The following is a 21,300-nucleotide window of genomic DNA, read 5'->3' on the forward strand; positions in this document are numbered from 1 at the left end:
GTGCTGGATGAACTCAGCCCGGTGCTCGACCTCGGCCTGCTGGAGGTGGAGGAGGTGGTGCGCACCCTCGCCGCCAAGCCGGCGAGAATGGAGGTGATCGTCACCGGCCGGGGCGCGCCGCGGTCGCTGGTGCAGCTCGCCGATCTGCACTCTGAGATGAGGGCCCACCGGCGCGAGGCCAACGACAGCGCCGGCATCGCCGGCATCGAGATCTACACCGGCGAAGGCAAGGGGAAATCCACCAGTGCCCTGGGCAAGGCCCTGCAGGCGATCGGCCGGGGCATCAGCCAGGACAAGAGCCACCGCGTGCTGATCCTGCAGTGGCTCAAGGGCGGTAGTGGTTACACCGAAGATGCGGCAATCGCCGCTTTACGCGAAAGCTACCCTCACCTGGTGGATCATCTCCGATCAGGCCGCGATGCCATCGTCTGGAGAGGACAACAGCAGCCCATTGACTATGTCGAAGCGGAGCGGGCCTGGGAAATCGCCCGGGCCGCCATCTCCAGCGGGCTCTATAAAACGGTGATCCTCGATGAGCTCAATCCCACCGTTGATCTCGAGCTGCTGCCGGTTGAACCGATCATGCAGACCCTGCTACGCAAACCAGCAGAAACGGAGGTGATCATCACAGGACGCTGCAAGAATCCCCCCGCCTATTTCGATCTGGCCAGCGTGCACTCTGAGATGGTCTGCCACAAGCACTACGCCGAGCGTGGCGTCGACCTCAAACGCGGGGTGGATTACTGAAGGTGGGGTGAATCACCCAAGCACTCAGTAGATCGGCACGGCAGGGTCCACCTGCTCGCTCCACGCCTGGATGCCGCCACTCACGTTCACCCCTTCAATGCCATGGCGGCCCAGGGCCAGCAGGGCCTTGGCGCTGCGCCCTCCCAGCTTGCAGTGCACGTAGAGCCGTTTGCCCTCGGCCAGCCGACGCACATCTTCAATGGCCTCGCCGCTCTCGATCCGATCGAGGGGCATCAGCACCGAACCCGGAATCACGGCGATGTCAGCTTCTGGGGGATTGCGCACATCCAGCAGCAGGATCTCCTCCAGCTGGCCGTCGATGACGGTTTTGAGCTCAGCCACGGTGATGCTGGGCACGCTGCCAGCCTCCTCCTGGCCTGGCGCCGTGCCACCCACACCGCAGAACTCCTGGTAGTCGATGAGCCTGTCGATCACCGGCCGCTCGGGATTGGGCCGCAGCTTCAGCTCGCGAAACTTCATGGCCAAGGCATCGAAGAGCAGCAGCCGGCCGCTGAGGGTGGTACCGATGCCGGTGATGATCTTCACGGCCTCGGTGGCCTGAATCACGCCGATGATGCCGGGCAGCACGCCCACCACACCGCCTTCAGCGCAGGAGGGCACCATGCCCGGCGGCGGCGGCTCGGGGAAGAGATCGCGGTAGTTGGGACTTTCTGCATCGAGGTTGAAGACCGTGGCCTGCCCCTCGAAGCGGAAAATCGAGCCATAGACATTGGGCTTGCCCAGCAGCACGCAGGCGTCGTTGACCAGGTAACGGGTGGGGAAGTTGTCGGTGCCGTCGCAGACCAGGTCGTAGGGCTCGATGATCTCGAGTGCGTTCTCGCTGGTGAGGGCTGTTTCGTAGAGATCCACCTGGCAGTGGGGGTTGATCTCGAGAATGCGCGCCTTGGCCGATTCGATCTTGGGCTTGCCCACCCAGCTGGTGCCGTGGATCACCTGGCGCTGAAGGTTGGAGTGATCCACCACGTCGAAGTCGACGATGCCGAGGCGGCCCACGCCGGCAGCGGCCAGGTAAAGCAGCAGCGGGGATCCCAGCCCACCGGTGCCCACGCAGAGCACGGAGGCAGCCTTGAGGCGCTTCTGCCCGACCATGCCAACTTCCGGCAGGATCAGGTGGCGGGAGAAACGGGCCACCTCGTCGGGACTGAGCTGGACGCCGCTGATGTCGGGGGGAAGCATGGTCGAAAAGGCCGGGGCCGCAGAAGGGACCGCGCCGGGCGGCCCTCTCCCTACTCTCCCAAATCCTCGGCCCCCGGAGATGGCGAGACAACCGGTGTGACCAGTGCCAGTTCCCGAGCAGCCGGCAGGGCGGAGGGATCAGCGTCCGACTCCGCGATCCACCAGGCGCGCACCTCTGCTGAGGCGCCAAGGATCAGAATCAAGGCCGGAGGGAAAGCCCAGGCGCAATCGGTGGGGGAGGGAATCGCCGCCGAACTGGGATGGCTGTGGGCCGTGCCCAGCACCTGCCAGCCGCGCCGCCGTCCCCACTTCTGGGCCAGCAACTGCTCGCGCGGGTCGATGGCGAAACGCTCACAGCGCTGCTCGATCTGCGGCCAGACATTCAGGCAAGGCCAGATGAGCTGAAGACGAGCGGAGGCAGGCGCACCCAGGCCTGAGCAAGCGGGCTCCCCCAGCAGCAGAGCGCAACCCTCCTGGGGTGCCACGGCAGCCAGCACGGCCCGCAGAACGGTCAGCTGATGCGAATCAACCACCAAACCCGCTGGCAAGCCGCTGCCCATGCCGATACCTTGAGCCCTTGACTCTCACACCATCGCCACTCCATTGATGAGCGACGCAACCACCGAACAGGAGCCGACGACCACCGAGGCCGGCACTTCATGGGCGGAGAGCGAAGCTGGCGCCAACTTCAGTGAGCGCTACGGCGAGATCCTCTCCAAGGTCAACCAGACCCTGGATCAGGTGGACTGGTCGCAGATCAGCCGGATCGGCAAGGGCGTTGGCATCCTGCTGGCGGTGATCGTGGCCCAGGTGCTGATCAAAGGGGTTCTCGACACCATCAACCTGCTGCCGGTGGTGCCAGGCCTGCTGGAGCTCCTCGGTCTGGTGGTGGTGGGCCAATGGAGCTGGAAGAACCTCAGCACCAGCGAGAAGCGCGCCGGTGTGGTGTCTCAATTTCAGGCCCTGCGCCAGGAATACCTGGGCTGAAGCGGAGCATCCAGGACACAGTCCGGTCAGTCCACCAGCTCGGCGATCAAGCTCTGGGCTTGTCCCCAGTAGCCCCCTCCGAACAGGTTGGCGTGGTTCAGCAGGTGGTAGAGGTCGTAAAGGCGGCGACGCTGGGAATGGCCGGCAGGCCTGGGCCATTCCCCGTCGTAGCCGCTGAAGAAGGCGGGCGAGAACCCACCGAAGAGCTGGGCCATGGCCAGATCAACTTCCCTGTCCCCCAGGTAGACGGCGGGATCAAACAAGGCCACCCCGGCTGAGCCCGGGGTGATCGAGCTGAGGGCCATCCGGGCGGCATTGCCTCCCCAGAGATCGCCGTGCACCAGGCAGGGAACGGCGCCATGGCCATTCAGCCACTCTGGAGTGAGCTCCAGCAGCCTCCGGCTTCCCTTCAGCGACCGCCCCGAGCGCTCGGCGAGCTTCAGTTGCGGGCCCAGGCGCTGCCCGGCAAAAAAGCGTCCCCAGTCCTGGCTCCAGCGATTGGGCTGAAGGGAGTTGCCGATGTAGTTGTCGCGCGGCCAACCGAAGCCGGGGGAGGTGGAGGCGGAACTGCGCCGGTGCAACCGTGCCAGAGCTGCCCCGGCCGCCTCCCAGACCAGCTCAGCCTTTGCGGCCGTTCCTCCAACAGCACCGGAACCTGATCCACCACCGAGCAGGTCCAACCAGTCGATCACCAGCAGGGCCTTGGAGCCCGCCAGAGCGCAGTGCAGAGGCCTGGGCACCACCAGCTCAGCTCCCGCTGCCGCAGCCAGGGCCAGCAGCCCCTCCATCTCCGCCTCCAGCACGGGCAGGAGCTGGGCCTGGTTCGTTTTGGCAAACAGCCGACTGCCACCGGCGAGCTCCAGGGCCCAGGCGCTGTGACTGCAGCCGCCGCCGACGGGCCGGCACCGCTCCACGTCCTGGCCAAGGGTCTCCTCCAGCCAACGCACCCAGGGTTCGCGCATCGCAGGCCATGCCACGCCTGCCAGCATGCCGGCCGCTCCTGCCGCTCAGCGCTTGGCCGTCAGCCCCTCCCCTACGGATGCACCACTGCTGGATGTGACAGTCATCGGCGGCGGCATCGCCGGGCTGAGCGCCGCCGCGCTGCTGGCCCGGGAGGGTCTCTCGGTGCAGCTGCTGGAGGCCCACCACCAGACGGGGGGCTGCGCCGGCACCTTTCGCCGTGGCGCCTATGTCTTCGATGTGGGAGCCACCCAGGTGGCGGGGCTGGAGCCCGGGGGCATCCATGACCGGCTGTTCCGACATCTGGGGGTCGAGGCGCCGGCGGCCACTCCGCTCGATCCAGGTTGCGTGGTGGATCTCTGCGACGGCCAGCCGCCCGTCAGCCTGTGGCGTGATCCCCAGCGCTGGCACCAGGAGCGGCAACGGCAGTTCCCTGGCAGCGAACGCTTCTGGAGCCTGTGCGCCGCACTGCATGGGGCCAACTGGTCGTTCGCGGGGCGCAATCCGGTGCTGCCTCCCCGCAGCCTCTGGGACCTGGGACAGTTGCTGGGGGCACTGAGGCCCGCCAATCTCGCCAGCGGGGCCCTGGCCCTCGCCAGCGTGGCCGACCTGCTGCGCCTGAGCGGCTGCAGCAGCGATCGGCGCCTGCGGCGCTTCCTCGATCTGCAACTGCGCCTCTACTCCCAGGAACCGGCCGAGGGCACTCCCGCCCTCTACGGCGTCAGCGTGCTGACCATAGCCCAGGCGCCGCTAGGCCTGTGGCACCTGCAGGGCTCGATGCAAACACCAAGCACAAGTTTCGAAACCGCCCTGGCCGCCCTGGGCGGCGAGCTGCGGTTGCGCCATCGGGTCACGAGTCTGCAGCCGGCGCAACCGCAGGGCTGGTCCGTGCGGGGTCAGGGGCCGGGCGGGCGCCCTTTCACCCGCCTCAGCCGTGATGTGGTGGTGGCACTGCCCCCCCAGGCCCTGACCGATCTGCTGGGGGAGGCGATGCCTGGGGCCTACCGCGAGCGCATCAGCGGCTTCCCCGACCCCAGTGGGGCGCTGGTGTTCTATGGCGCCGTTGAGCGCGCCCTGCTGCCAGAGGGGTGTCCGGCCCATCTGCAGATCGACTGGGCGGATCCAGGGTCTCTCTTCGTGTCGGTGAGCCGCGAGGGGGATGGGCGGGCGCCAGCCGGGCAGGCCACGGTGATCGCCAGCGTGTTCACCCCGGCGCGCCCCTGGCTGGAGCTGGAGAGGGAGGCCTATGCGTTGGCCAAGGCTGAGGCCATGGCCCAGATCCAGAACGGCCTGGAGCTGAACCTGGGGCTCGACGCCACGGACTGGCGTCACCGGGAACTGGCAACACCCCGGGGATTTGCCCGCTGGACCGGGCGGCCCTTCGGCTTCGTGGGCGGGCTGGGGCAGCACCCCTCCCGCTTCGGGCCCTTCGGCCTGGCCAGTCGCACCCCACTGCCGGGGCTTTGGCTCTGCGGCGACAGCATCCACCCGGGCGAGGGCACCGCGGGGGTGAGCCTTTCGGCGTTGATGGCCAGCAGGCAACTGCTGCAGGCTCGGGGAAAAGACCTGGCCTTGCCCTAGGCCGGGGGGCAGAGAAACTCCGGCCGCAGGGCCCGGCAGCCCTCCAGTTCCTTGGCAAGCCCATCCCAGTCCTGCCGCTCGAGCAGGGCCTCAAGACCATCGAGGGCCTGTCGGTAGTGTCCCAGCGCCTCGGCCACGGCGGCCCTGTTGCTCCGTGCCATCAGGGTGCCCAGTTCTGGATTGCCGCCACCCACCCGGGTGGTGTCGGCGAAGCCGCTGGAGGCCAGGGCGCGCACCAGCTGCGGCATCGCCCCATGGGGCGCCGCCTCTGCACCCCGCTGCGCTGCCCGCAGCAGGGCAGCACTCACCAGCACCGGCAGGTGGGAGATCAGGGCCACGGCCCGGTCGTGGTCCTGGGCGTCGCACTCCAGCCATCGCCCCCCTATCGCGCCAGCCAGAGCGCGGATCTGCGCCAGTGCCTCCGGGTCGGTGTGACCTGTGGGGGTGGCCACCCAGGGCCGACCGCAAAACAGATTCGGCAGGCCCGCCTCCACACCGGCCGCTGCGGTGCCGGCCATTGGGTGGGTGGCCACGAAGCGGGGAACGAGCGGCTCCCAGGCCGCCAGCACCGGCGCTTTCACCGAGGCCAGGTCGGCGATTACCGCCTCTTTCGGCAAGGCCGCCAGCAGATCCGGCGAGGGATCCAGCAGCTGATCGAGCGGGAGGGCCAGCAGCACCAGCGCACAGCCCGTGAGCACCCCAGGATCCGTGCTCACCTGGCGGGCCAGGCCCCGTTGCCGGGCCCGCTCCGCCGTGGCCTGGCGGTGAACCAACCCGCGCACATCAACGCCAAGGGCCATCAGGTCAAGGCCGATCGAGCCGCCGATCAAGCCCAGACCCACCACCCCCACCGGTCGCTCCTGCCAGAGGGTTGTCATCGCTGGTACGGCCCACTGGCCCCACCTTCCTACGATTCCGCGATGTTGGAAGCCCGCGCCCACCAGCAGCTCAAGCAGCTCCTGCGCCAGGAGGGCGGCATCCGCTGGCCGCACCACCTGACCATGAGCCGGCTGGTGGCGCGCAGCCTGCGGCGCGCTGATCACACCCTGGTGCGCCTGGCGCCGGGCAGCGACCCAGACTGGCTGGTGGGCCTGCTGGTTCCCCTGGCCCTGGGGGAAACTCCGATCGCCCTGGTGGTGAGCGACCCCCTGCGCCGGCGCCTGCAGCAGGTGGAGATGCCCCGGCTGAAGGCCGTGGGCCTGCAACTTCCCTGCTGGGAAGGATCTGCCGCCCCCCCCGCTGAGTCCCCGCTCTGGCTGCTCAGCCACGCCGAGCTGGAGCTGGCCTGGCGCCAGGGCCAGCTGGGGGAGCGGCAACTGGTGGTGCCGGAGGCCGAGCGGCTGCACCAGCAGTTGCGCCAGTCCCTCGACCGTCCGATCGAGAACAGCGACTGGGAGCGTCTGCGAAGGGTGTTGCCAAGCGCCGAACCCAGCCTTCTGGCCCTGCATGAGCGCATGAGCCGGCGGATCTTCGCCCATCCCCCAACCCCCTCTGGCCTGGTGCCGATCAGCCCCGAGGAGGAAGCCCCACTGCGGCATCTGCTGGCGCTGCTCGGCCCGCTGCCGGAGGCCTGGCAGCTCTGGCGGTCCGCCGTTGGACCTGGCTGGACCAGCTGGTCCAGTGTCGACCGGGAGCTGCTGCAGTGGCGCCTGCACCGCCAGCCGCTCGAGCCCCTGGAGGCCATGGAGGGCCTGCTCCACAACCGCGGCGCCGTGCTGGTGGGCCAGTTCGGACGCAATGCCGCCCTGGCCGGCATCAACCCGCAGGTGAGCGTGAACCTCTCGGATCCGCCCCTCTCCGATCCGCTGCCCCTTTATGCCCCCCTGGGCCAACCCTTCCCCAACAGCCCGCACTTCGGCACCCATCTGCTCGATCACTGCCGGCGGCTGGTGCTGGGCCAGAGCGGTCTGACGATCGTGCTGGTGGATGAGCACTCCCAGCGGCTCAGCCTCGCCAGCGCCCTGGCGGCGGAGTTCGGCCGCCGGGTGGGCCACGAAACCACGGCACCGGAGAGCAATGGGGTGATCTGCTGCGGCTGGCAGTGGTGGCTGGAACACCAGGGGCGGCTGCCGCTGCCTCGCCAGGTGATCGTCGGTCCGCTGCCGATCGCCAGCCTCGAAGACCCGCTCACGGCAGCCCGGGTCAACCGGCTGCGCCAGGCCGGCCGCGACTGGTTCCGGGAGCTGCTGCTACCGGAGGCCATGACCCGTCTCCAGCTGGCGCTGGCGGGGCTGCGCCGGGGCGGCGGGCGGCTGGCTGTGCTGGACGGACGCCTGCGCAGCCGCAGCTGGGGACACCAGGTGCTCAGCGCCCTGGAGCCCTGGGTGGCCCTGAACAGGTTGCTGCCGCTCTGAAACCGACCCGGATCCAGAAGCCGCAATGGAAGCCCGTACCCTGGTTGCCGCCAGGACGCCGCCGGTAAGCATGGGAGAGGCCAAACGCCGCTCAGAGCAGGGATTGCCACCCCGCGGGCCGCAGAAGCAGCCAGGCTCGGCCAAGGACACCTCCCCACGGCTGGCCCCCTGGCTTCCCCTGACCCGCCGCCAGGCCGACCACTTCGTTCAGGTCTCCACCCAGGGGGCCTGGGTGGGAATCGCGGCCCTGGTGCTGTTCTGGATCACGGTGCGCTTCATCGGACCGGCCGCCGGCTGGTGGACCCTCACCGATTGATCGGGTGCGTCTTTGCCCACACCGACATAAAGCCACAGCAAAACTTGGAAGAAACCCTTGGGATCACCTCAAATCCTGAGCTGGCCGATGTTTCCCCGCCTCGCTGAGCAGTACCGCTCCGTGGTGCTGGACCTGGTGATGAGCCTGCAGGCTCTAGCCAATAGCCTGCAGCGCAAAGGCCTCGTGGCGACCTGTTACGTCTGCGGTGATGGCCGTGATGGTCATGGAGCCTCTTTCGTGGCCGACCTCGGGGATGCCCACATGGTGCGCTTTCTGGTCTCCGATTTCGGGATCAGCTGGGTGGAATCACGCAACGGCTGCGAACTGGTGAAGCTCGAAGGCGCCGAGGCCATCCAGGAACTTCAGCGGGTCGCCACGTTCCTGCAACAGGCCCAGCCGTCCGCGTCAACTCCTGCAACCCCCGGGCACGAGCCCGAGGCCAGCAGACTGGAAGCGCCCCTGATCTGAGCCCGCTTGCGCTGATCTCAGCTGGCGGCAGATTCCAGAGCGGTAGCCCCGGAGTCCAGCGCTGATTCACTCGATTCCGATGCCGACGAAGCGGCGGAGCTGGTGGCGGCCAGTTTGGCGGCAGCCGCTGCCAGTGGTTTGAGCGAATTGGCCGTCACATCAGCTCCCTCAGTGAGCCTCCGCCGAACCTCGGCCTCGATCTGCTCCTTCTGCTCGGGGTTCTGCTCCAGCCAGTTGATCGTGTTGTCGCGGCCCTGACCGATGTTGTCGCCGCCGTAGCTGTACCAGGCACCTTTGCGGATCACCACACCGGTCTCCTCGGCCAGGTCGATCACACAGCCCAGTGTGCTGATACCACGACCGAAAAGGATGTCGAACTCAGCGATGCGGAACGGGGGCGCCACCTTGTTCTTCGCCACCTTCACCTTGGCGCGAATGCCGTATTCCTCCGTGCCGCGCTTGAGGGTCTGAATGCGGCGGATGTCGAGCCGCACCGAGGCGTAGAACTTGAGGGCGTTGCCGCCGGTGGTGGTTTCGGGATTGCCGTAGGTGACGCCGATCTTCTGGCGCAGCTGGTTGAGGAAGATCACCGTGCAGCCCGACTTGCCGATGTTGCCAGTGATCTTGCGCATCGCCTGGCTCATCAGCCGTGCCTGGCTGCCCACCGCCAGGTCCCCCATCTCCCCCTCGATCTCGGCACGGGGAGTCAGGGCTGCCACCGAGTCGACCACGACGATGTCGACCGCGGCGGACCGCACCAGCTGATCGACGATCTCCAGGGCCATTTCACCGGTGTCGGGCTGAGAGACCAGCAGGTTCTCCACATCGACCCCAAGAGCCGCGGCGTAGACCGGATCGAGCGCATGCTCGGCATCCACGAAGGCGGCCACACCACCGCGGCGCTGCGCTTCGGCGATGGCATGGAGAGTGAGGGTGGTCTTGCCGGAACTCTCCGGCCCGTAGACCTCCACCACCCGGCCCTTGGGATACCCGCCGCCGAGGGCCAGATCCAGGGTGAGGGCACCGGTGGGCATCGTTTCCACCCGCATCCGGGAGGCATCCCCCAGGCGCATGATCGAGCCCTTGCCGAAGTTGCGCTCGATCTGGCCGAGGACGAGGTTGAGAGCCTTGTCGCGCTCGGCCGCCCCGGCTGCCGTCCCGCTCGAGGAGCGGGGCTGGGCAGCCCTGAGGTCGGTGCTCTTGGAGTCGGCAGGCATGGTCAGAAGAGAACGAAGGAACGGACCGGAGAGGGACGGACCCTGGGGGGATGTCGCCGTGCGGCCTCACAGCTACAGGTGCCACCAAAGCCGCTGGATGTATCAAGGCGGTGGCGAAACAGCGGCTGCGCCCCCTGGCGCCGGGCAACCCAGAATTAGTACAGGCGTACGCTAGCGGATCAGGGCCACGCCGCCAAGGGGGCCGCGAAGGTCGCCGGCTCCAGCAGCGCCAGGCCCTCGGGCAGGTCGATCAGGTCGTGGGGCCCCAGGTAGCCCCAGCTCACCAGGAAGCAGCGCACCGCCTCCAGTCCGGCCGTGGCACGCACCGCCTCGAGCGTGGGCCGGCGGTCCTCGATGAACCAGAGCGGTCGCTGCAACTCACGCAGGCGCAGCAGCACCTCAGGCTTGCTGCCGTCCTCGTGGCCGAAGGTGTGCAAAGGGGCGAGGCCCTGGGCCGCCAGCAGCTCCCGGGCAAAGGCCCCGCCCTTGGTGGTGAGCACGGCCCAGTCGGCCCCCTCCGCAGCAAGGGACCGCAGCCGCTGCGGCACTTCGGGGTAGGGGCGGTGCAGGGCCAGCCAGTGGGGACGATCGGCCGCAATGGCGTCCCGGCGTACCGCTTCGAGGCTGGTCTGCAAGATCTCGGGACTCCAGCCCCAGTGCGAGAGCGCCGGAGCCAGGGCGGGGCCATAAGCCGCACCCGGGGCGGTGAGGTCACTGGAGCTGAGGGCCAGTTCCGCGGCCACCAGGACCATCTCCCAGCCCTTGTGGATCAGCGGGCGAAGCCGGACGAAGGCGGCGGGCGCCTGCTCGGGCAGGTTGAGATCCGGCCGCAGCCTCAGGGCCGCCTGGCGGGCCGCCCACCAGTACTCCGCCATGCCGTCGACAAGGACGCCATCAAAATCGAACACCAGCAGAGGGCTGGGGGTCACGCAGGGATCTCTCAGAACTGGGCCGCTAGGATTCGAACCTAGGAATGGCGGGACCAAAACCCGCTGCCTTACCACTTGGCGACGGCCCAAAGCTCCAGCGGCGACCTCCCAATCCAGGCGATCCATGCGGATGGATCCGGGTTGGTCGGGCGCTTGGCCGGTTGCCTTGTTAGTTACCCACAGCGGGACGACCTTCGTCAATCTCTGGGTGCCGGTGGCGAACCCGCTCCCTCTGGCCGGGCCGATTCAGGGGGGAAAGACCCGCAGCCGCTGCAGGTCGCCACTGCCGAATTCGGCACTGCGCAAGCCGTAACCGTTCACCTGATCAGCCTGGATTCGGCGCACCGACGGGCTGCGGGGCAGCAGCTCCACTGGCCGGCCCTGGCGAAGCACCACCTGCTCCACCGCGAGACGGCATTCCTCCATGGCGCCATGGGCGTCGTCAGGGGCGCTGGCAGGCCCCGTGGAGACGCCTGACCCATCACCGCCGCGACGGCGCAGCAACCGCTCCACACCCCGCTGGATCTGGGGAAGAGTGTCGGCCTTGATCACCAGGATCGGCACATGCTGTTCGAGGGCCTGGCTGCGCACCTGGGGTTCACGGCCCAGCTGCTGACGCAGGCTGAGCACCGCGTCGGCCTCCTCCACCTGGCTGGCGCGCTGCACGGGCAGCTGGCGGCTACGCACCACCTGCTCCAGCAACTGGGGACTGACCCCACAGCAATAGAGGCGCAGGGGAGGGGCCGCAGGGGCGGGTGGTGCCGAGCGTCGATGGGGTGGGAGCAGCTCGGGATCAGGCAGGGGCACCGGCGCCAGGGCCGGGCTTGGAGCAGGGCTGTCCCCGGCCGCCACCAGACCACGGCGCGGCATCCGGGGGGAGGGAGGACCGGGCTCGGGATCATTGAGACGCAGCCGTCCGTCGCTGCCCAGCTCACGGACCTGAGGGCGGACCGGCTGCCCCCGCAGCTGCTGGTCGACGGTGCGGGCCACATCGCGGTGCACCAGCCAGCGGCTGCGGCTGTGCATCTCCACCGCCAGGGGGAAGGTGGGGTCGGCGCAGCGCTCCAGCACAGTCTTCTGGGAGCCGCGCCGGCGGGCCTCCTCATCCCCCAGGGTGACCGACTGAATGCCCCCGATCAGATCGGCAAGGGTGGGGTTCTTGATCAGGTTGGCCAGCTCGTTGCCGTGGGCCGTGGCCACCAGCATCACGCCGCGCTCGGCAATGGTGCGGGCGGCCTGGGCCTCGAGTTCGGTGCCGATCTCATCGATCACGATGACCTCGGGCATGTGGTTCTCCACCGCCTCGATCATCACCTGATGCTGCTGCTCAGGCCGCGCCACCTGCATGCGCCGGGCCCGGCCGATGGCGGGATGAGGGATGTCGCCGTCGCCGGCGATCTCGTTACTGGTGTCAATCACCACCACCCTCCGCTCCAGGTCGTCGGCCAGAACCCTGGCGATCTCCCGCAGGGCCGTGGTCTTGCCCACGCCGGGGCGTCCCATCAGCAGCAGCGACTGGCCGCTGTCGAGCAGGTCTCGCACCATCGCCACTGTGCCGAACACGGCCCGGCCCACTCGGCAGGTGAGTCCGACCACCTCCCCGCCGCGGTTACGGATCGCACTGATGCGGTGCAGGGTGCGCTCGATGCCGGCCCGGTTATCGCCACCGAAAGACCCGAGCCGTTGCACCACCGCCGCCAGATCGGCCCGGTCAATCGGCCGCTGATCCAGCAGCTGGGCACGGCCCGGATAGCGGGCTTCTGGGGAACGGCCCAGGTCGAGCACCACCTCCAGCAACTGATCACGGCTGAGCGGGCTTGCCAGCGCTTCACCGACCCGCTCGGGCAGCACCTCCAGCAGGCGGTCGAGATCGTCGGTGATCCGCTGGGGCGTGATTGGCCGGGCAGCCTCGCCAGTGGAGGCAACGCTTGGACTGGGCATGGACACGGCCCCTCTGCTTCGACGTTCTAGCCATCGGCGGCCAGCCAGGGTGAGACGAGCTCCTGCGCCAGCGCCAGGGCCCGGGGCCAGAGGGCCGGCTCATCGAGCAGACGCCGGCCGCGGCTCTCCGCCTCCAGCACCAGGGGGGAAAGCAGCCGGCGGGCCAGGCCGCCGAAGGCCACCCCGGCGGCGGCTCTGCGGGCGGCCTGGGAGCAACCGCTGCGCTGGCGCAGCAGTGGCAGGCTGCGGCCGTTGGTGCCACCTGCGAGTTGCAGAGGCCCCGGGGGCGCCAGCGGCCGCAGTGCGAGCAGCAGGTTGACGGCGGCATGGGCCGTGCCCTCACCCACATCGCCGCTCATCGGGCGGCCATCGAGTTGCCAGAGGGGCCGGAAGCGATGGCGGCGCAGCAGGACGAACCGCTGCCAGAGCTCGCTGGCCAGGGCCGACGGGCTCGCACCGGCGTGGGCCCCAGCAGCGCCAGCGCCGGCCTCGAGGCCACAACTCACGGCCAGACGCCGCAAGGGCAGGCCAGAGGCCGCCACCTGCTCCAGCCTCCGGGCGAAGGCCTCTCCCCGGCCCAGGCCGGTGTGGATCTCCACCGCATCCGGGCGCAAGCGGGCGAGGAGCTCCGGCACGGCCGCAGCGTCGAGCCCATGGCTCTGGGCCTCGATCAGGCCGTGGGGGCAGGCGGGCAAGCAGCGGCCACAGCCGTAGCAGCGTTCCCTGGTCACACCGGACCCGGCCGGGATCGCTCCGGCGGGACAGACTCGGACGCAGGGCCTGGGGCAGTCAGCCGGACAGCGGCTGGGATCAAACCAGGCCTTGCGGAAATGGGGATCTTCGCCGTCACTGAGGCTGAGCATCAGCCAGGGGGCACTCAGCTGAGGCCGCTGCTCACGGGCCCAGCGCAGGCCACGGCGGGCAGCGGCCACCACGGCGTCATCGGCGGCCACGTCGATGCAGTGGACCCCGGCTAGTGCATAGAGGCCGCAGAGGTCTTCGATGGAGGCGAGGTCCTGATTGCTGGCCCCGCAGATCAACTTGACCCAGCGACCGCAGGCCAGAGCCTGCTCAGGCGGCAACCATCTGCTCCAGCGGCGTCCAGCGCAGGCTGCGGGAGCCGCCCAGCTCCGCCACGATCTTCAGCCGGGGCTCACGCCTGGTGAGCGCGCAGAGCGACTGCAGCTCGGCCGATGAGAGCACCTGGGCCTCCAGCAGCCACAACACCATTGGCTTGACGCCCTCCAGCAGGGCCCCCAACTGGGGCATGACCCGTTGCACCTCGCCCACGGCGGCCCCGCGACCGATGCTGTGGTGGCCGAGGTGGGGCGGCCGAACACCGTGGCTCTGGAACAGGAAGACCTCAGGGTCGCCAAGGCCCCGGGCCGAGGTGATCTGGGCGCCATAGCCGGCCGCCCGCAGGCGCCGCAGCAAGCGGGTCTCGGCACCTCCTTCCAGGGGGGCATAGAGGGCCAGAGCGCCGGCCTTCTCCAGGTCCTGGCGGAAGCGACGACCGGAGAGCAGCAGAGGCATGGGGAAGCTTCAGAACTGGTGTCGGCAGTCTGGCAGGGAGTCAGGGAGGTGGGTGGAGGTCGTGGGGTATGGTGATCGCTTGTGCATCTGATCTGCGCCCGACCGCTAGCCGGGCCTCCAGAGCTGTGCACGGGATCGTCGCTGGCGACGGTCTCTTCTGGCCAGTGCGGCCAGGTTTGCCGGTTTGCTCCGCGCAACGCCTGAACCGCCGGGATACTGCCACCCTGCCCAGCAGGAGCGGACAAGTCCCAGCCAACTGTTTCGCCAACCGCTAGCCCAACCGAACCCACCCCCGGAGGTCCTGCCTCCCGGTTGATTCGGAGCCAGATTTCTGGCCCAGCGCGTCTGCACGATTCAGTCTCAAGTGGTTCGCACCCCCGTGCGCGCCTCTGTCCTGCTGGCGTTTCTCCCTCCTATGTCCTTCGGCATCCTTGGGAAGAAACTGGGCATGTCTCAGTTCTTCGACCCCAACGGCAAATCCATCCCGGTCACCGTGATCGAGGCGGGCCCCTGCCGCATCACCCAACTCAAGACTCCCGCCACCGACGGCTACAGCGCCGCCCAGATCGGTTTCGGTGAGACCCGCGACAAGCTCGTGAACAAACCTGCAGCCGGTCACCTGGCGAAGTCGGGCGACGAGCTGTTGCGTCACCTGCAGGAATACCGCCTCGAGTCCCTTGATGGCCTTGAGCTCGGTGCGTCCATCACCGTCGAGGCCTTCGAAGCCGGACAGAAGGTGGACGTGAGCGGCGACACGGTCGGCCGGGGCTTCTCCGGTTACCAGAAGCGCCATGGCTTCAGCCGCGGGCCGATGAGCCACGGCTCCAAGAACCACCGCGAACCCGGATCCACCGGTGCCGGCACCACGCCTGGCCGCGTCTATCCGGGCAAGCGCATGGCGGGCCGCTACGGCGGCAAGCAGATCACCACCCGCGGCCTCACCATCCTCAAGGTGGACCATGAGCGCAACCTGCTGGTGGTGAAGGGTTCGGTGCCCGGCAAGCCCGGCGCCCTGCTCAGCATCCGACCCGCCCTGCGGGTCGGCGCCAAGGCCGCGAACTGAGGAGAAATCAGATGGTGAATTGTGTTGTTCGCGATTGGCAGGGCAAGGAGGCCGGTGAGGCCAGCCTTGACCTGAAGGTCGCCAAGAAATCCTCCGCCGCCGACCTGGTGCACAGGGCGGTAGTGAGGCAGCTGGCCAATGCCCGACAGGGCACCGCCAGCACCCTCACCCGGGCCGAGGTCCGTGGTGGTGGCCGCAAGCCCTACAAGCAGAAAGGCACCGGCCGGGCCCGGCAGGGCTCGATCCGCACCCCGCTGCGCCCCGGTGGTGGTGTGATCTTCGGGCCCAAGCCCCGCAGCTACACCCTGGCGATGAACCGCAAGGAACGCCGTCTGGCCCTGCGCACCGCCCTGATCAGCCGCGCCGCCGACATCCTGGTGGTGAAGGGCTTCGCCGCCGATCTTGAGGTCCCCAAAACCAAGGAGATCGTGGCGGCCCTCGATCGCTGGGACGTGCCGGCCGGCAGCAAGGTGCTGCTGGTGCTCGATGCCCCCGGCGACGTGGTGCGCCGCTCGGTGCGGAACCTTGAAAAGGTGAAGCTGATCGCCGCTGATCAGCTCAACGTGTTCGACCTGCTCCACGCCAATGTGCTGGTGTTGAGCGAAGAGGCACTGGCGAAGATTCAGGAGATCTACGGCGATGACTGAACGTTTCAATGGCCGGCTCGCGGACGTGATCCGCAAGCCGCTGATTACCGAAAAAGCCACCCGTGCCCTGGAACTCAACCAGTACACGTTCGAAGTGGATCCCCGGGCCGCCAAACCCGACATCAAGGCTGCCGTCGAACATCTGTTCGATGTGCATGTGGTCGGGGTGAGCACCATGAATCCCCCCCGCCGCAGTCGGCGGGTCGGCCGTTTCGCCGGCAAGCGCGCCCAGGTGAAGAAAGCCGTGGTGCGCCTCGCCCCTGGCGATGCCATCCAGTTGTTCCCAGAGGCCTGAGGGGTCTGAATCGTTATGGCAATCCGCAACTACCGCCCCTACACCCCCGGCACCCGCGGCCGCTCCTCCAGCGACTTCAGTGAAGTCACCGAGCGCCGTCCCGAGCGTTCGCTGGTGGTGGCCAAACACCGCCAGAAAGGTCGCAATAACCGCGGTGTGATCACCTGCCGCCACCGCGGCGGCGGCCACAAGCGCCTCTATCGGCTCGTTGACTTCCGTCGCGACAAAACCGGCGTGGTCGCCCGGGTGGCCGCCATCCATTACGACCCCCACCGCAATGCGCGGCTGGCGCTGCTCTTCTATACCGACGGTGAGAAGCGCTACATCCTGGCTCCCGCTGGAATCACGGTGGGCCAGACGGTCGTCTCAGGGCCCGAGGCCCCGATTGAAGTGGGCAACGCCCTGCCGCTTTCGGCCATTCCTCTGGGCTCCAGCGTCCACAACGTCGAGCTTTACGCCGGCCGCGGCGGTCAGATGGTGCGCACCGCCGGTGCCAGCGCCCAGGTGATGGCCAAGGAAGGCGACTACGTCGCTCTCAAGCTCCCCTCCACCGAGGTTCGCCTGGTGCGACGTGAGTGCTTCGCCACCCTGGGCGAAGTGGGCAACGCTGAAGTGCGCAACACCAGCCTTGGCAAGGCCGGCCGCACCCGCTGGCTCGGGCGCCGTCCCCAGGTGCGCGGCAGCGTGATGAACCCCTGCGATCACCCCCATGGTGGTGGTGAAGGCCGGGCTCCGATCGGCCGTTCCGGTCCTGTCACCCCCTGGGGCAAACCCGCCCTGGGCCTGAAAACCCGCAAACGCAACAAGCCCAGCAATCGGTTTGTGCTGCGGAAGCGTCGCCGCACCTCCAAGCGGAGCCGTGGCGGACGGGATTCCTGATGCTCAACACCGCAATGCTGTCTGCCTGATTCGCTATGGGACGTTCACTCAAAAAAGGACCCTTCGTCGCCGACCATCTGCTGCGCAAGGTCGAAGCGCAGAACAGCGCTGGTGACAAGACCGTGATCAAGACCTGGTCACGGGCCTCCACCATCCTGCCGATGATGATCGGCCACACCATTGCCGTTCACAACGGCAAAAGCCATGTGCCGGTCTACGTGACCGAGCAGATGGTGGGCCACAAGCTGGGGGAATTCGCCCCCACCCGCACCTTCCGGGGCCACATCAAAGACAAAAAAGGTGCCCGTTAAGGAGCGAATCACCATGGCCAACACCACCTCCCCCAGCCAAGAAGCCCGCGCCCACGGCCGCTACATCCGCGGTTCCGTATCCAAGGTGCGTCGGGTGCTCGATCAGATCCGCGGCCGCACCTACCGCGAAGCGCTGATCCTGCTCGAGTTCATGCCTTACCGCTCCACCGGACCGATCACCAAGGTGCTTCGCTCCGCGGTGGCCAACGCCGAGCACAACATGGGTCTCGACCCGGCTTCGCTCGTGATCAGCACCGCCAGCGCCGACATGGGTCCCTCCCTGAAGCGCTTCCGGCCACGGGCCCAGGGCCGTGCCTACGCCATCAAAAAACAAACCTGCCACATCAGCATTGCTGTGGCTCCTTCCGCCTGACCCCCGAGGACACCGCCCGATGGGACACAAGATCCATCCAACCGGCCTGCGCCTGGGGATCACCCAGGACCACCGCTCCCGTTGGTACGCCCCCAGCAAGACCTATCCGACCCTCCTCCAGGAGGATGACCGGATTCGCTGCTTCATTCACAAGAAGTACGCCTCAGCCGGAATCAGCGATGTGCTGATCGCCCGCAAGGCCGACCAGCTGGAGGTCGAGCTCAAGACGGCCCGGCCCGGTGTGCTGGTGGGACGCCAGGGCAGCGGCATCGAGGAACTGCGCGCCGGCATTCAGAAAACCGTCGGTGATCGCAACCGCCAGGTGCGCATCAACGTGGTGGAAGTGGAGCGGGTCGACGCCGATGCCTTCCTGCTGGCCGAGTACATCGCCCAGCAGCTGGAGAAGCGGGTGGCGTTCCGCCGGGTCATGCGCATGACCGTGCAGCGGGCCCAGCGGGCCGGCGTGCTCGGCCTCAAGATCCAGGTGAGTGGGCGCCTCAATGGCGCCGAAATCGCCCGGACCGAATGGACCCGGGAAGGCCGGGTTCCGCTGCACACCCTCCGCGCCGACATCGATTACGCCACCAAGGTGGCGACCACCACCTACGGGGTGCTGGGAATCAAGGTGTGGGTGTTCAAAGGTGAAGTGCTTCCTGGTCAACAGGAAAAACTCCCCGTCGGGGCAGCACCACGGCGCCGCGCCAATCGCCGGCCCCAACAGTTCGAAGACCGCTCCAACGAGGAGTGAGCAGGAAGCCTGAACCATGCTGAGTCCACGTCGCGTCAAATTCCGCAAACAGCAGCGAGGCCGCATGTGCGGTGTCGCCAGCCGAGGCAACACCATTGCCTTCGGTCAGTTTGCGCTGCAGGCCCAGGAATGCGGGTGGATCACCTCCCGCCAGATTGAGGCCAGCCGCCGGGCCATGACCCGCTACGTCAAGCGGGGCGGAAAGATCTGGATCCGGATCTTCCCCGACAAGCCCGTCACCATGCGCCCAGCCGAAACCCGCATGGGTTCCGGTAAGGGCAACCCCGAGTTCTGGGTGGCCGTGATCAAGCCAGGTCGCATTCTCTTTGAAATGGGCGGTGCCGAAATCACCGAAGCCATTGCCAAGGAGGCCATGCGCCTGGCTCAGTACAAGCTGCCCATCAAGACCAAGTTCCTGGCCCTTGACGAGCAGGCGAGCGCGGTCGAACCGGAGACCACCGTTCCTGTGGAGTCCTGAACCCATGGCCCGTCCTGACATCGCCGAGGTGCGCAAGCTCACCGACGCCGAAATCAGCGAACAGATCAACGCCTGCCGCCGCGATCTCTTCGACCTGCGCTTCCAGCAGGCCACCCGCCGCCTGGAGCATCCTCACCGCTTCAAGGAAAGCCGCATCAAGCTGGCCCACCTGCTGACGGTGCAGAAGGAGCGTCAGAGCTCCGCCCCCTCCGCCTCCTGATCCCCCCCACACCACCTATGGCACTCAAGGAAAGGGTCGGCGTCGTCGTCAGCGACAAGATGGACAAAACGGTGGTGGTGGCGGTTGAAAACCGCTTCCCCCATCCCATCTACCAGAAGACCGTCAGCCGCACCACCCGTTACAAAGCCCACGACGAGGACAACCGTTGTCGCGTGGGTGATCGGGTCCGCATCACCGAAACCCGTCCCCTCAGTCGCACCAAACGCTGGGCTGTGGCCGAGGTTTTCACCACATCCGGCGCGAGCTGAGGAGATCCCACCATGATTCAGCAGGAAACTTTCCTCAACGTCGCTGACAACAGCGGGGCCAAGCGCATCCAGTGCATCCGAGTGCTGGGCACCAACCGTCGCTATGCCCACGTGGGTGATGTGATCGTGGCTGCCGTCAAGGACGCCATGCCCAACATGGGTGTCAAGAAGTCGGATGTGGTCAAGGCTGTGGTGGTTCGCACCAGGGCCACCCTGCGCCGCGACACCGGCAATGCGATCCGCTTCGACGACAACGCCGCCGTGATCCTCGGCACCGACAACAACCCCAAAGGCACCCGGGTGTTCGGACCCGTAGCCCGGGAACTGCGGGAGCGCAACTTCACCAAAATCGTGTCTCTCGCCCCGGAGGTGATCTGAGATGGCCACAGCCACCCCAAAAGCCAGGCCCGTTCAAAGGGTCAAGATGCGCATCCGCAAGGGTGACACCGTCAAGGTGATTGCCGGCAAGGACAAGGGCAAGACCGGTGAGGTCCTGCGCACCCTTCCCGACGAGAACCGTGTGGTCGTGCAGGGCATCAACCTGCGCACCCGCCACATGAAGCCCACCCAAGAAGGCGAATCCGGCCGGATCCTCACCGAGGAGGCTTCCATCCACGCCTCCAACGTGATGGTGTTCTCCACCGCCAACAACGTTCCCAGCCGCGTGGAGCTCGTCGTCGAAGCCGACGGCACCAAGAAGCGCCGCCTCAAGAAGACGGGTGAAGTTCTTGCCTGAAGGGCAAGAACGACCGCTCCCATCGCTGAACGCACCCCCGTCCGCTTTCTGACAACGCCCAGAAGCGCATTCCCCCATCCCCGCCATGTCACTCAAACAGCGCTATCGGGAGACGATCCAGCCCAAGTTGCTCAAGGATCTCACTCTCTCGAACATCCATGAAGTCCCCAAGGTGGTGAAGGTCACCGTCAACAGGGGACTTGGCGAAGCCGCCCAGAACGCCAAGGCTCTTGAAGCCTCGATCAGCGAGCTGGCCACGATCACCGGACAGAAGGTGGTGGTGACGCGCGCCAAGAAAGCCATCGCCGGCTTCAAGATTCGCCAGGGCATGCCGATCGGCGTGGCCGTCACCCTGCGGGGAGATCGGATGTATGCCTTCCTGGAGCGCCTGATCAACCTGGCCCTGCCACGCATCCGCGACTTCCGCGGGGTCAGCCCCAAGAGCTTCGACGGGCGTGGCAACTACACCCTGGGGGTGCGGGAGCAGATCATCTTCCCCGAAATCTCCTACGACAAAATCGACGCCATCCGTGGCATGGACATCACCATCGTGACCAGCGCCCGCAACGACGAAGAGGGCCGGGCCCTCCTCCGCGAGATGGGAATGCCGTTCCGCAGCAACTGAGCCCTCCTCGGATCCCAACCATGGCCAATCACGACCCGATTTCCGACATGCTCACCCGCATCCGCAATGCGAGTGAGAAGAAGCACCAGACCACCAAAGTGCCCGCTTCACGCCTCTCACACAGCATCGCCAAGGTGCTGCAGCACGAAGGCTTCATCGCCCAGATCAGCGAGGAGGGAGAAGGCGTCGAACGCTTCCTCGTGCTCGAGCTGAAGTACAGCGGCAAGCATCGTCAGCCCACCATCCGCTCGGTGCAACGGGTGAGCAAGCCTGGCCTGCGCATCTACAAAAACACCCGTCAGCTTCCCAAGGTCCTCGGTGGCCTTGGTGTGGCGATCATCTCCACCTCCAAAGGGGTGATGAGCGACCGTGATGCCCGCAAGCAGGGCGTCGGCGGTGAAGTGCTTTGCTACATCTATTGATCAG

29 protein-coding genes and 1 tRNA gene are annotated in these 21,300 nt (G+C 67.4%); 20 read left to right on the forward strand and 10 right to left on the reverse strand.

The window, feature by feature from the left end; genetic code table 11:
• On the forward strand, nucleotides 1–747 hold a 747-nt coding region (locus KBY78_RS01805), incomplete at its 5' end, for a cob(I)yrinic acid a,c-diamide adenosyltransferase (protein WP_255142090.1).
• A 24-nt stretch (nucleotides 748–771) separates the two neighbouring features.
• Here the strand turns inward: KBY78_RS01805 and moeB are convergent.
• Both moeB and KBY78_RS01815 read right to left on the reverse strand, forming a co-directional pair.
• Nucleotides 772–1,944, reverse strand: coding sequence for a molybdopterin-synthase adenylyltransferase MoeB (moeB, locus tag KBY78_RS01810; RefSeq protein ID WP_006173370.1), 1,173 nt, complete (start codon nucleotides 1,942–1,944; stop codon nucleotides 772–774).
• Between the two features lie 50 nt (nucleotides 1,945–1,994).
• Nucleotides 1,995–2,477 carry a M67 family metallopeptidase gene (locus KBY78_RS01815; protein WP_255142106.1) on the reverse strand — a complete coding sequence of 161 codons (483 nt, stop codon included), beginning with the start codon at nucleotides 2,475–2,477 and terminating at the stop codon, nucleotides 1,995–1,997.
• 73 nt (nucleotides 2,478–2,550) lie between these two features.
• Here KBY78_RS01815 and KBY78_RS01820 point away from each other — a divergent pair, with 73 nt between their 5' ends.
• Nucleotides 2,551–2,931 carry a CAAD domain-containing protein gene (locus KBY78_RS01820; RefSeq protein ID WP_006173368.1) on the forward strand — a complete coding sequence of 127 codons (381 nt, stop codon included), beginning with the start codon at nucleotides 2,551–2,553 and terminating at the stop codon, nucleotides 2,929–2,931.
• Between the two features lie 26 nt (nucleotides 2,932–2,957).
• Here the strand turns inward: KBY78_RS01820 and KBY78_RS01825 are convergent, their stop codons facing one another.
• Complete coding sequence (locus KBY78_RS01825; protein ID WP_255142091.1) at nucleotides 2,958–3,893, reverse strand: fructosamine kinase family protein; 936 nt, start codon at nucleotides 3,891–3,893, stop codon at nucleotides 2,958–2,960.
• A gap of 25 nt (nucleotides 3,894–3,918) precedes the next feature.
• Here KBY78_RS01825 and crtD point away from each other — a divergent pair, with 25 nt between their 5' ends.
• A complete protein-coding gene (gene crtD / locus KBY78_RS01830; protein WP_255142092.1) occupies nucleotides 3,919–5,472 on the forward strand; it encodes a C-3',4' desaturase CrtD in 1,554 nt (517 codons plus the stop codon).
• On the opposite strand, the gene KBY78_RS01835 is transcribed toward crtD, so the two are convergent.
• On the reverse strand, nucleotides 5,469–6,350 hold the full coding sequence (locus KBY78_RS01835) for a prephenate/arogenate dehydrogenase (RefSeq protein WP_255142093.1): 882 nt from the start codon (nucleotides 6,348–6,350) through the stop codon (nucleotides 5,469–5,471). The two genes, crtD and KBY78_RS01835, sit on opposite strands and share 4 nt — an antisense overlap.
• A gap of 42 nt (nucleotides 6,351–6,392) precedes the next feature.
• Here KBY78_RS01835 and KBY78_RS01840 point away from each other — a divergent pair, with 42 nt between their 5' ends.
• The 3 genes from KBY78_RS01840 (at nucleotide 6,393) to KBY78_RS01850 (ending at nucleotide 8,610) form a co-directional block, all read left to right on the forward strand.
• Nucleotides 6,393–7,826 carry a helicase gene (locus KBY78_RS01840; RefSeq protein ID WP_255142094.1) on the forward strand — a complete coding sequence of 478 codons (1,434 nt, stop codon included), beginning with the start codon at nucleotides 6,393–6,395 and terminating at the stop codon, nucleotides 7,824–7,826.
• A 70-nt stretch (nucleotides 7,827–7,896) separates the two neighbouring features.
• On the forward strand, nucleotides 7,897–8,142 hold the full coding sequence (locus tag KBY78_RS01845; protein ID WP_255142107.1) for a DUF2839 domain-containing protein: 246 nt from the start codon (nucleotides 7,897–7,899) through the stop codon (nucleotides 8,140–8,142).
• A gap of 87 nt (nucleotides 8,143–8,229) precedes the next feature.
• Nucleotides 8,230–8,610 carry a DUF1815 family protein gene (locus KBY78_RS01850; RefSeq protein WP_255142095.1) on the forward strand — a complete coding sequence of 127 codons (381 nt, stop codon included), beginning with the start codon at nucleotides 8,230–8,232 and terminating at the stop codon, nucleotides 8,608–8,610.
• A gap of 17 nt (nucleotides 8,611–8,627) precedes the next feature.
• Here KBY78_RS01850 and recA read toward each other — a convergent pair whose 3' ends face one another.
• The 6 genes from recA to KBY78_RS01880 all read right to left on the reverse strand — a co-directional run bounded on the left by recA (nucleotide 8,628) and on the right by KBY78_RS01880 (nucleotide 14,230).
• Nucleotides 8,628–9,827: a recombinase RecA gene (gene recA, locus KBY78_RS01855; protein WP_006173361.1), complete on the reverse strand. Its 1,200-nt coding sequence runs from the start codon at nucleotides 9,825–9,827 to the stop codon at nucleotides 8,628–8,630.
• Between the two features lie 179 nt (nucleotides 9,828–10,006).
• Nucleotides 10,007–10,756: an HAD family hydrolase gene (locus KBY78_RS01860; protein WP_255142096.1), complete on the reverse strand. Its 750-nt coding sequence runs from the start codon at nucleotides 10,754–10,756 to the stop codon at nucleotides 10,007–10,009.
• Between the two features lie 17 nt (nucleotides 10,757–10,773).
• A tRNA-Gln gene (locus KBY78_RS01865) sits at nucleotides 10,774–10,845 on the reverse strand.
• A gap of 157 nt (nucleotides 10,846–11,002) precedes the next feature.
• The gene (locus tag KBY78_RS01870; protein ID WP_255142097.1) at nucleotides 11,003–12,697 is read right to left on the reverse strand and encodes an AAA family ATPase; all 1,695 of its coding nucleotides are present in this window, start codon (nucleotides 12,695–12,697) and stop codon (nucleotides 11,003–11,005) included.
• Nucleotides 12,698–12,723: 26 nt separating this feature from the next.
• The gene (locus KBY78_RS01875) at nucleotides 12,724–13,779 is read right to left on the reverse strand and encodes an LdpA C-terminal domain-containing domain (RefSeq protein WP_255142099.1); all 1,056 of its coding nucleotides are present in this window, start codon (nucleotides 13,777–13,779) and stop codon (nucleotides 12,724–12,726) included.
• On the reverse strand, nucleotides 13,769–14,230 hold the full coding sequence (locus KBY78_RS01880; protein WP_006173357.1) for an NAD(P)H-quinone oxidoreductase subunit N: 462 nt from the start codon (nucleotides 14,228–14,230) through the stop codon (nucleotides 13,769–13,771). Before KBY78_RS01880 ends, KBY78_RS01875 begins: the two co-directional genes overlap by 11 nt.
• A gap of 415 nt (nucleotides 14,231–14,645) precedes the next feature.
• Here KBY78_RS01880 and rplC point away from each other — a divergent pair, with 415 nt between their 5' ends.
• The 14 genes from rplC (at nucleotide 14,646) to rpsH (ending at nucleotide 21,296) form a co-directional block, all read left to right on the forward strand.
• A complete protein-coding gene (gene rplC, locus KBY78_RS01885) occupies nucleotides 14,646–15,293 on the forward strand; it encodes a 50S ribosomal protein L3 (protein WP_006173356.1) in 648 nt (215 codons plus the stop codon).
• Between the two features lie 11 nt (nucleotides 15,294–15,304).
• Nucleotides 15,305–15,940 (forward strand): 50S ribosomal protein L4, encoded by a 636-nt coding sequence (gene rplD / locus KBY78_RS01890; RefSeq protein ID WP_006173355.1) that lies wholly within the window; start codon nucleotides 15,305–15,307, stop codon nucleotides 15,938–15,940.
• Nucleotides 15,933–16,235, forward strand: coding sequence for a 50S ribosomal protein L23 (locus tag KBY78_RS01895; RefSeq protein WP_094555099.1), 303 nt, complete (start codon nucleotides 15,933–15,935; stop codon nucleotides 16,233–16,235). The genes rplD and KBY78_RS01895 overlap by 8 nt, the downstream gene beginning before the upstream one ends.
• A gap of 15 nt (nucleotides 16,236–16,250) precedes the next feature.
• Nucleotides 16,251–17,114, forward strand: a complete 864-nt coding sequence (gene rplB, locus KBY78_RS01900) for a 50S ribosomal protein L2 (protein ID WP_006173353.1) — start codon at nucleotides 16,251–16,253, stop codon at nucleotides 17,112–17,114.
• A gap of 35 nt (nucleotides 17,115–17,149) precedes the next feature.
• Complete coding sequence (gene rpsS, locus KBY78_RS01905; protein ID WP_006173352.1) at nucleotides 17,150–17,425, forward strand: 30S ribosomal protein S19; 276 nt, start codon at nucleotides 17,150–17,152, stop codon at nucleotides 17,423–17,425.
• 13 nt (nucleotides 17,426–17,438) lie between these two features.
• On the forward strand, nucleotides 17,439–17,798 hold the full coding sequence (rplV, locus tag KBY78_RS01910; RefSeq protein ID WP_006173351.1) for a 50S ribosomal protein L22: 360 nt from the start codon (nucleotides 17,439–17,441) through the stop codon (nucleotides 17,796–17,798).
• A 19-nt stretch (nucleotides 17,799–17,817) separates the two neighbouring features.
• Nucleotides 17,818–18,546 (forward strand): 30S ribosomal protein S3, encoded by a 729-nt coding sequence (gene rpsC / locus KBY78_RS01915; protein WP_006173350.1) that lies wholly within the window; start codon nucleotides 17,818–17,820, stop codon nucleotides 18,544–18,546.
• Between the two features lie 16 nt (nucleotides 18,547–18,562).
• Nucleotides 18,563–19,024 (forward strand): 50S ribosomal protein L16, encoded by a 462-nt coding sequence (gene rplP, locus KBY78_RS01920; protein ID WP_037981181.1) that lies wholly within the window; start codon nucleotides 18,563–18,565, stop codon nucleotides 19,022–19,024.
• Between the two features lie 4 nt (nucleotides 19,025–19,028).
• Complete coding sequence (rpmC, locus tag KBY78_RS01925; protein WP_006173348.1) at nucleotides 19,029–19,244, forward strand: 50S ribosomal protein L29; 216 nt, start codon at nucleotides 19,029–19,031, stop codon at nucleotides 19,242–19,244.
• Between the two features lie 17 nt (nucleotides 19,245–19,261).
• On the forward strand, nucleotides 19,262–19,513 hold the full coding sequence (rpsQ, locus tag KBY78_RS01930; protein ID WP_006173347.1) for a 30S ribosomal protein S17: 252 nt from the start codon (nucleotides 19,262–19,264) through the stop codon (nucleotides 19,511–19,513).
• A gap of 12 nt (nucleotides 19,514–19,525) precedes the next feature.
• The gene (gene rplN, locus KBY78_RS01935) at nucleotides 19,526–19,891 is read left to right on the forward strand and encodes a 50S ribosomal protein L14 (protein ID WP_006173346.1); all 366 of its coding nucleotides are present in this window, start codon (nucleotides 19,526–19,528) and stop codon (nucleotides 19,889–19,891) included.
• 1 nt (nucleotide 19,892) lies between these two features.
• Nucleotides 19,893–20,249 (forward strand): 50S ribosomal protein L24, encoded by a 357-nt coding sequence (gene rplX / locus KBY78_RS01940; protein WP_037981180.1) that lies wholly within the window; start codon nucleotides 19,893–19,895, stop codon nucleotides 20,247–20,249.
• 85 nt (nucleotides 20,250–20,334) lie between these two features.
• Entirely contained in the window at nucleotides 20,335–20,874 is a 540-nt protein-coding gene (rplE, locus tag KBY78_RS01945; protein WP_006173344.1) for a 50S ribosomal protein L5, read from the forward strand.
• Between the two features lie 20 nt (nucleotides 20,875–20,894).
• Nucleotides 20,895–21,296: a 30S ribosomal protein S8 gene (gene rpsH / locus KBY78_RS01950; protein WP_006173343.1), complete on the forward strand. Its 402-nt coding sequence runs from the start codon at nucleotides 20,895–20,897 to the stop codon at nucleotides 21,294–21,296.
• Nucleotides 21,297–21,300: the final 4 nt, after the last annotated feature.

Source organism: Synechococcus sp. EJ6-Ellesmere (genome assembly GCF_024345875.1).
Classification (GTDB): domain Bacteria; phylum Cyanobacteriota; class Cyanobacteriia; order PCC-6307; family Cyanobiaceae; genus Regnicoccus_A; species Regnicoccus_A antarcticus.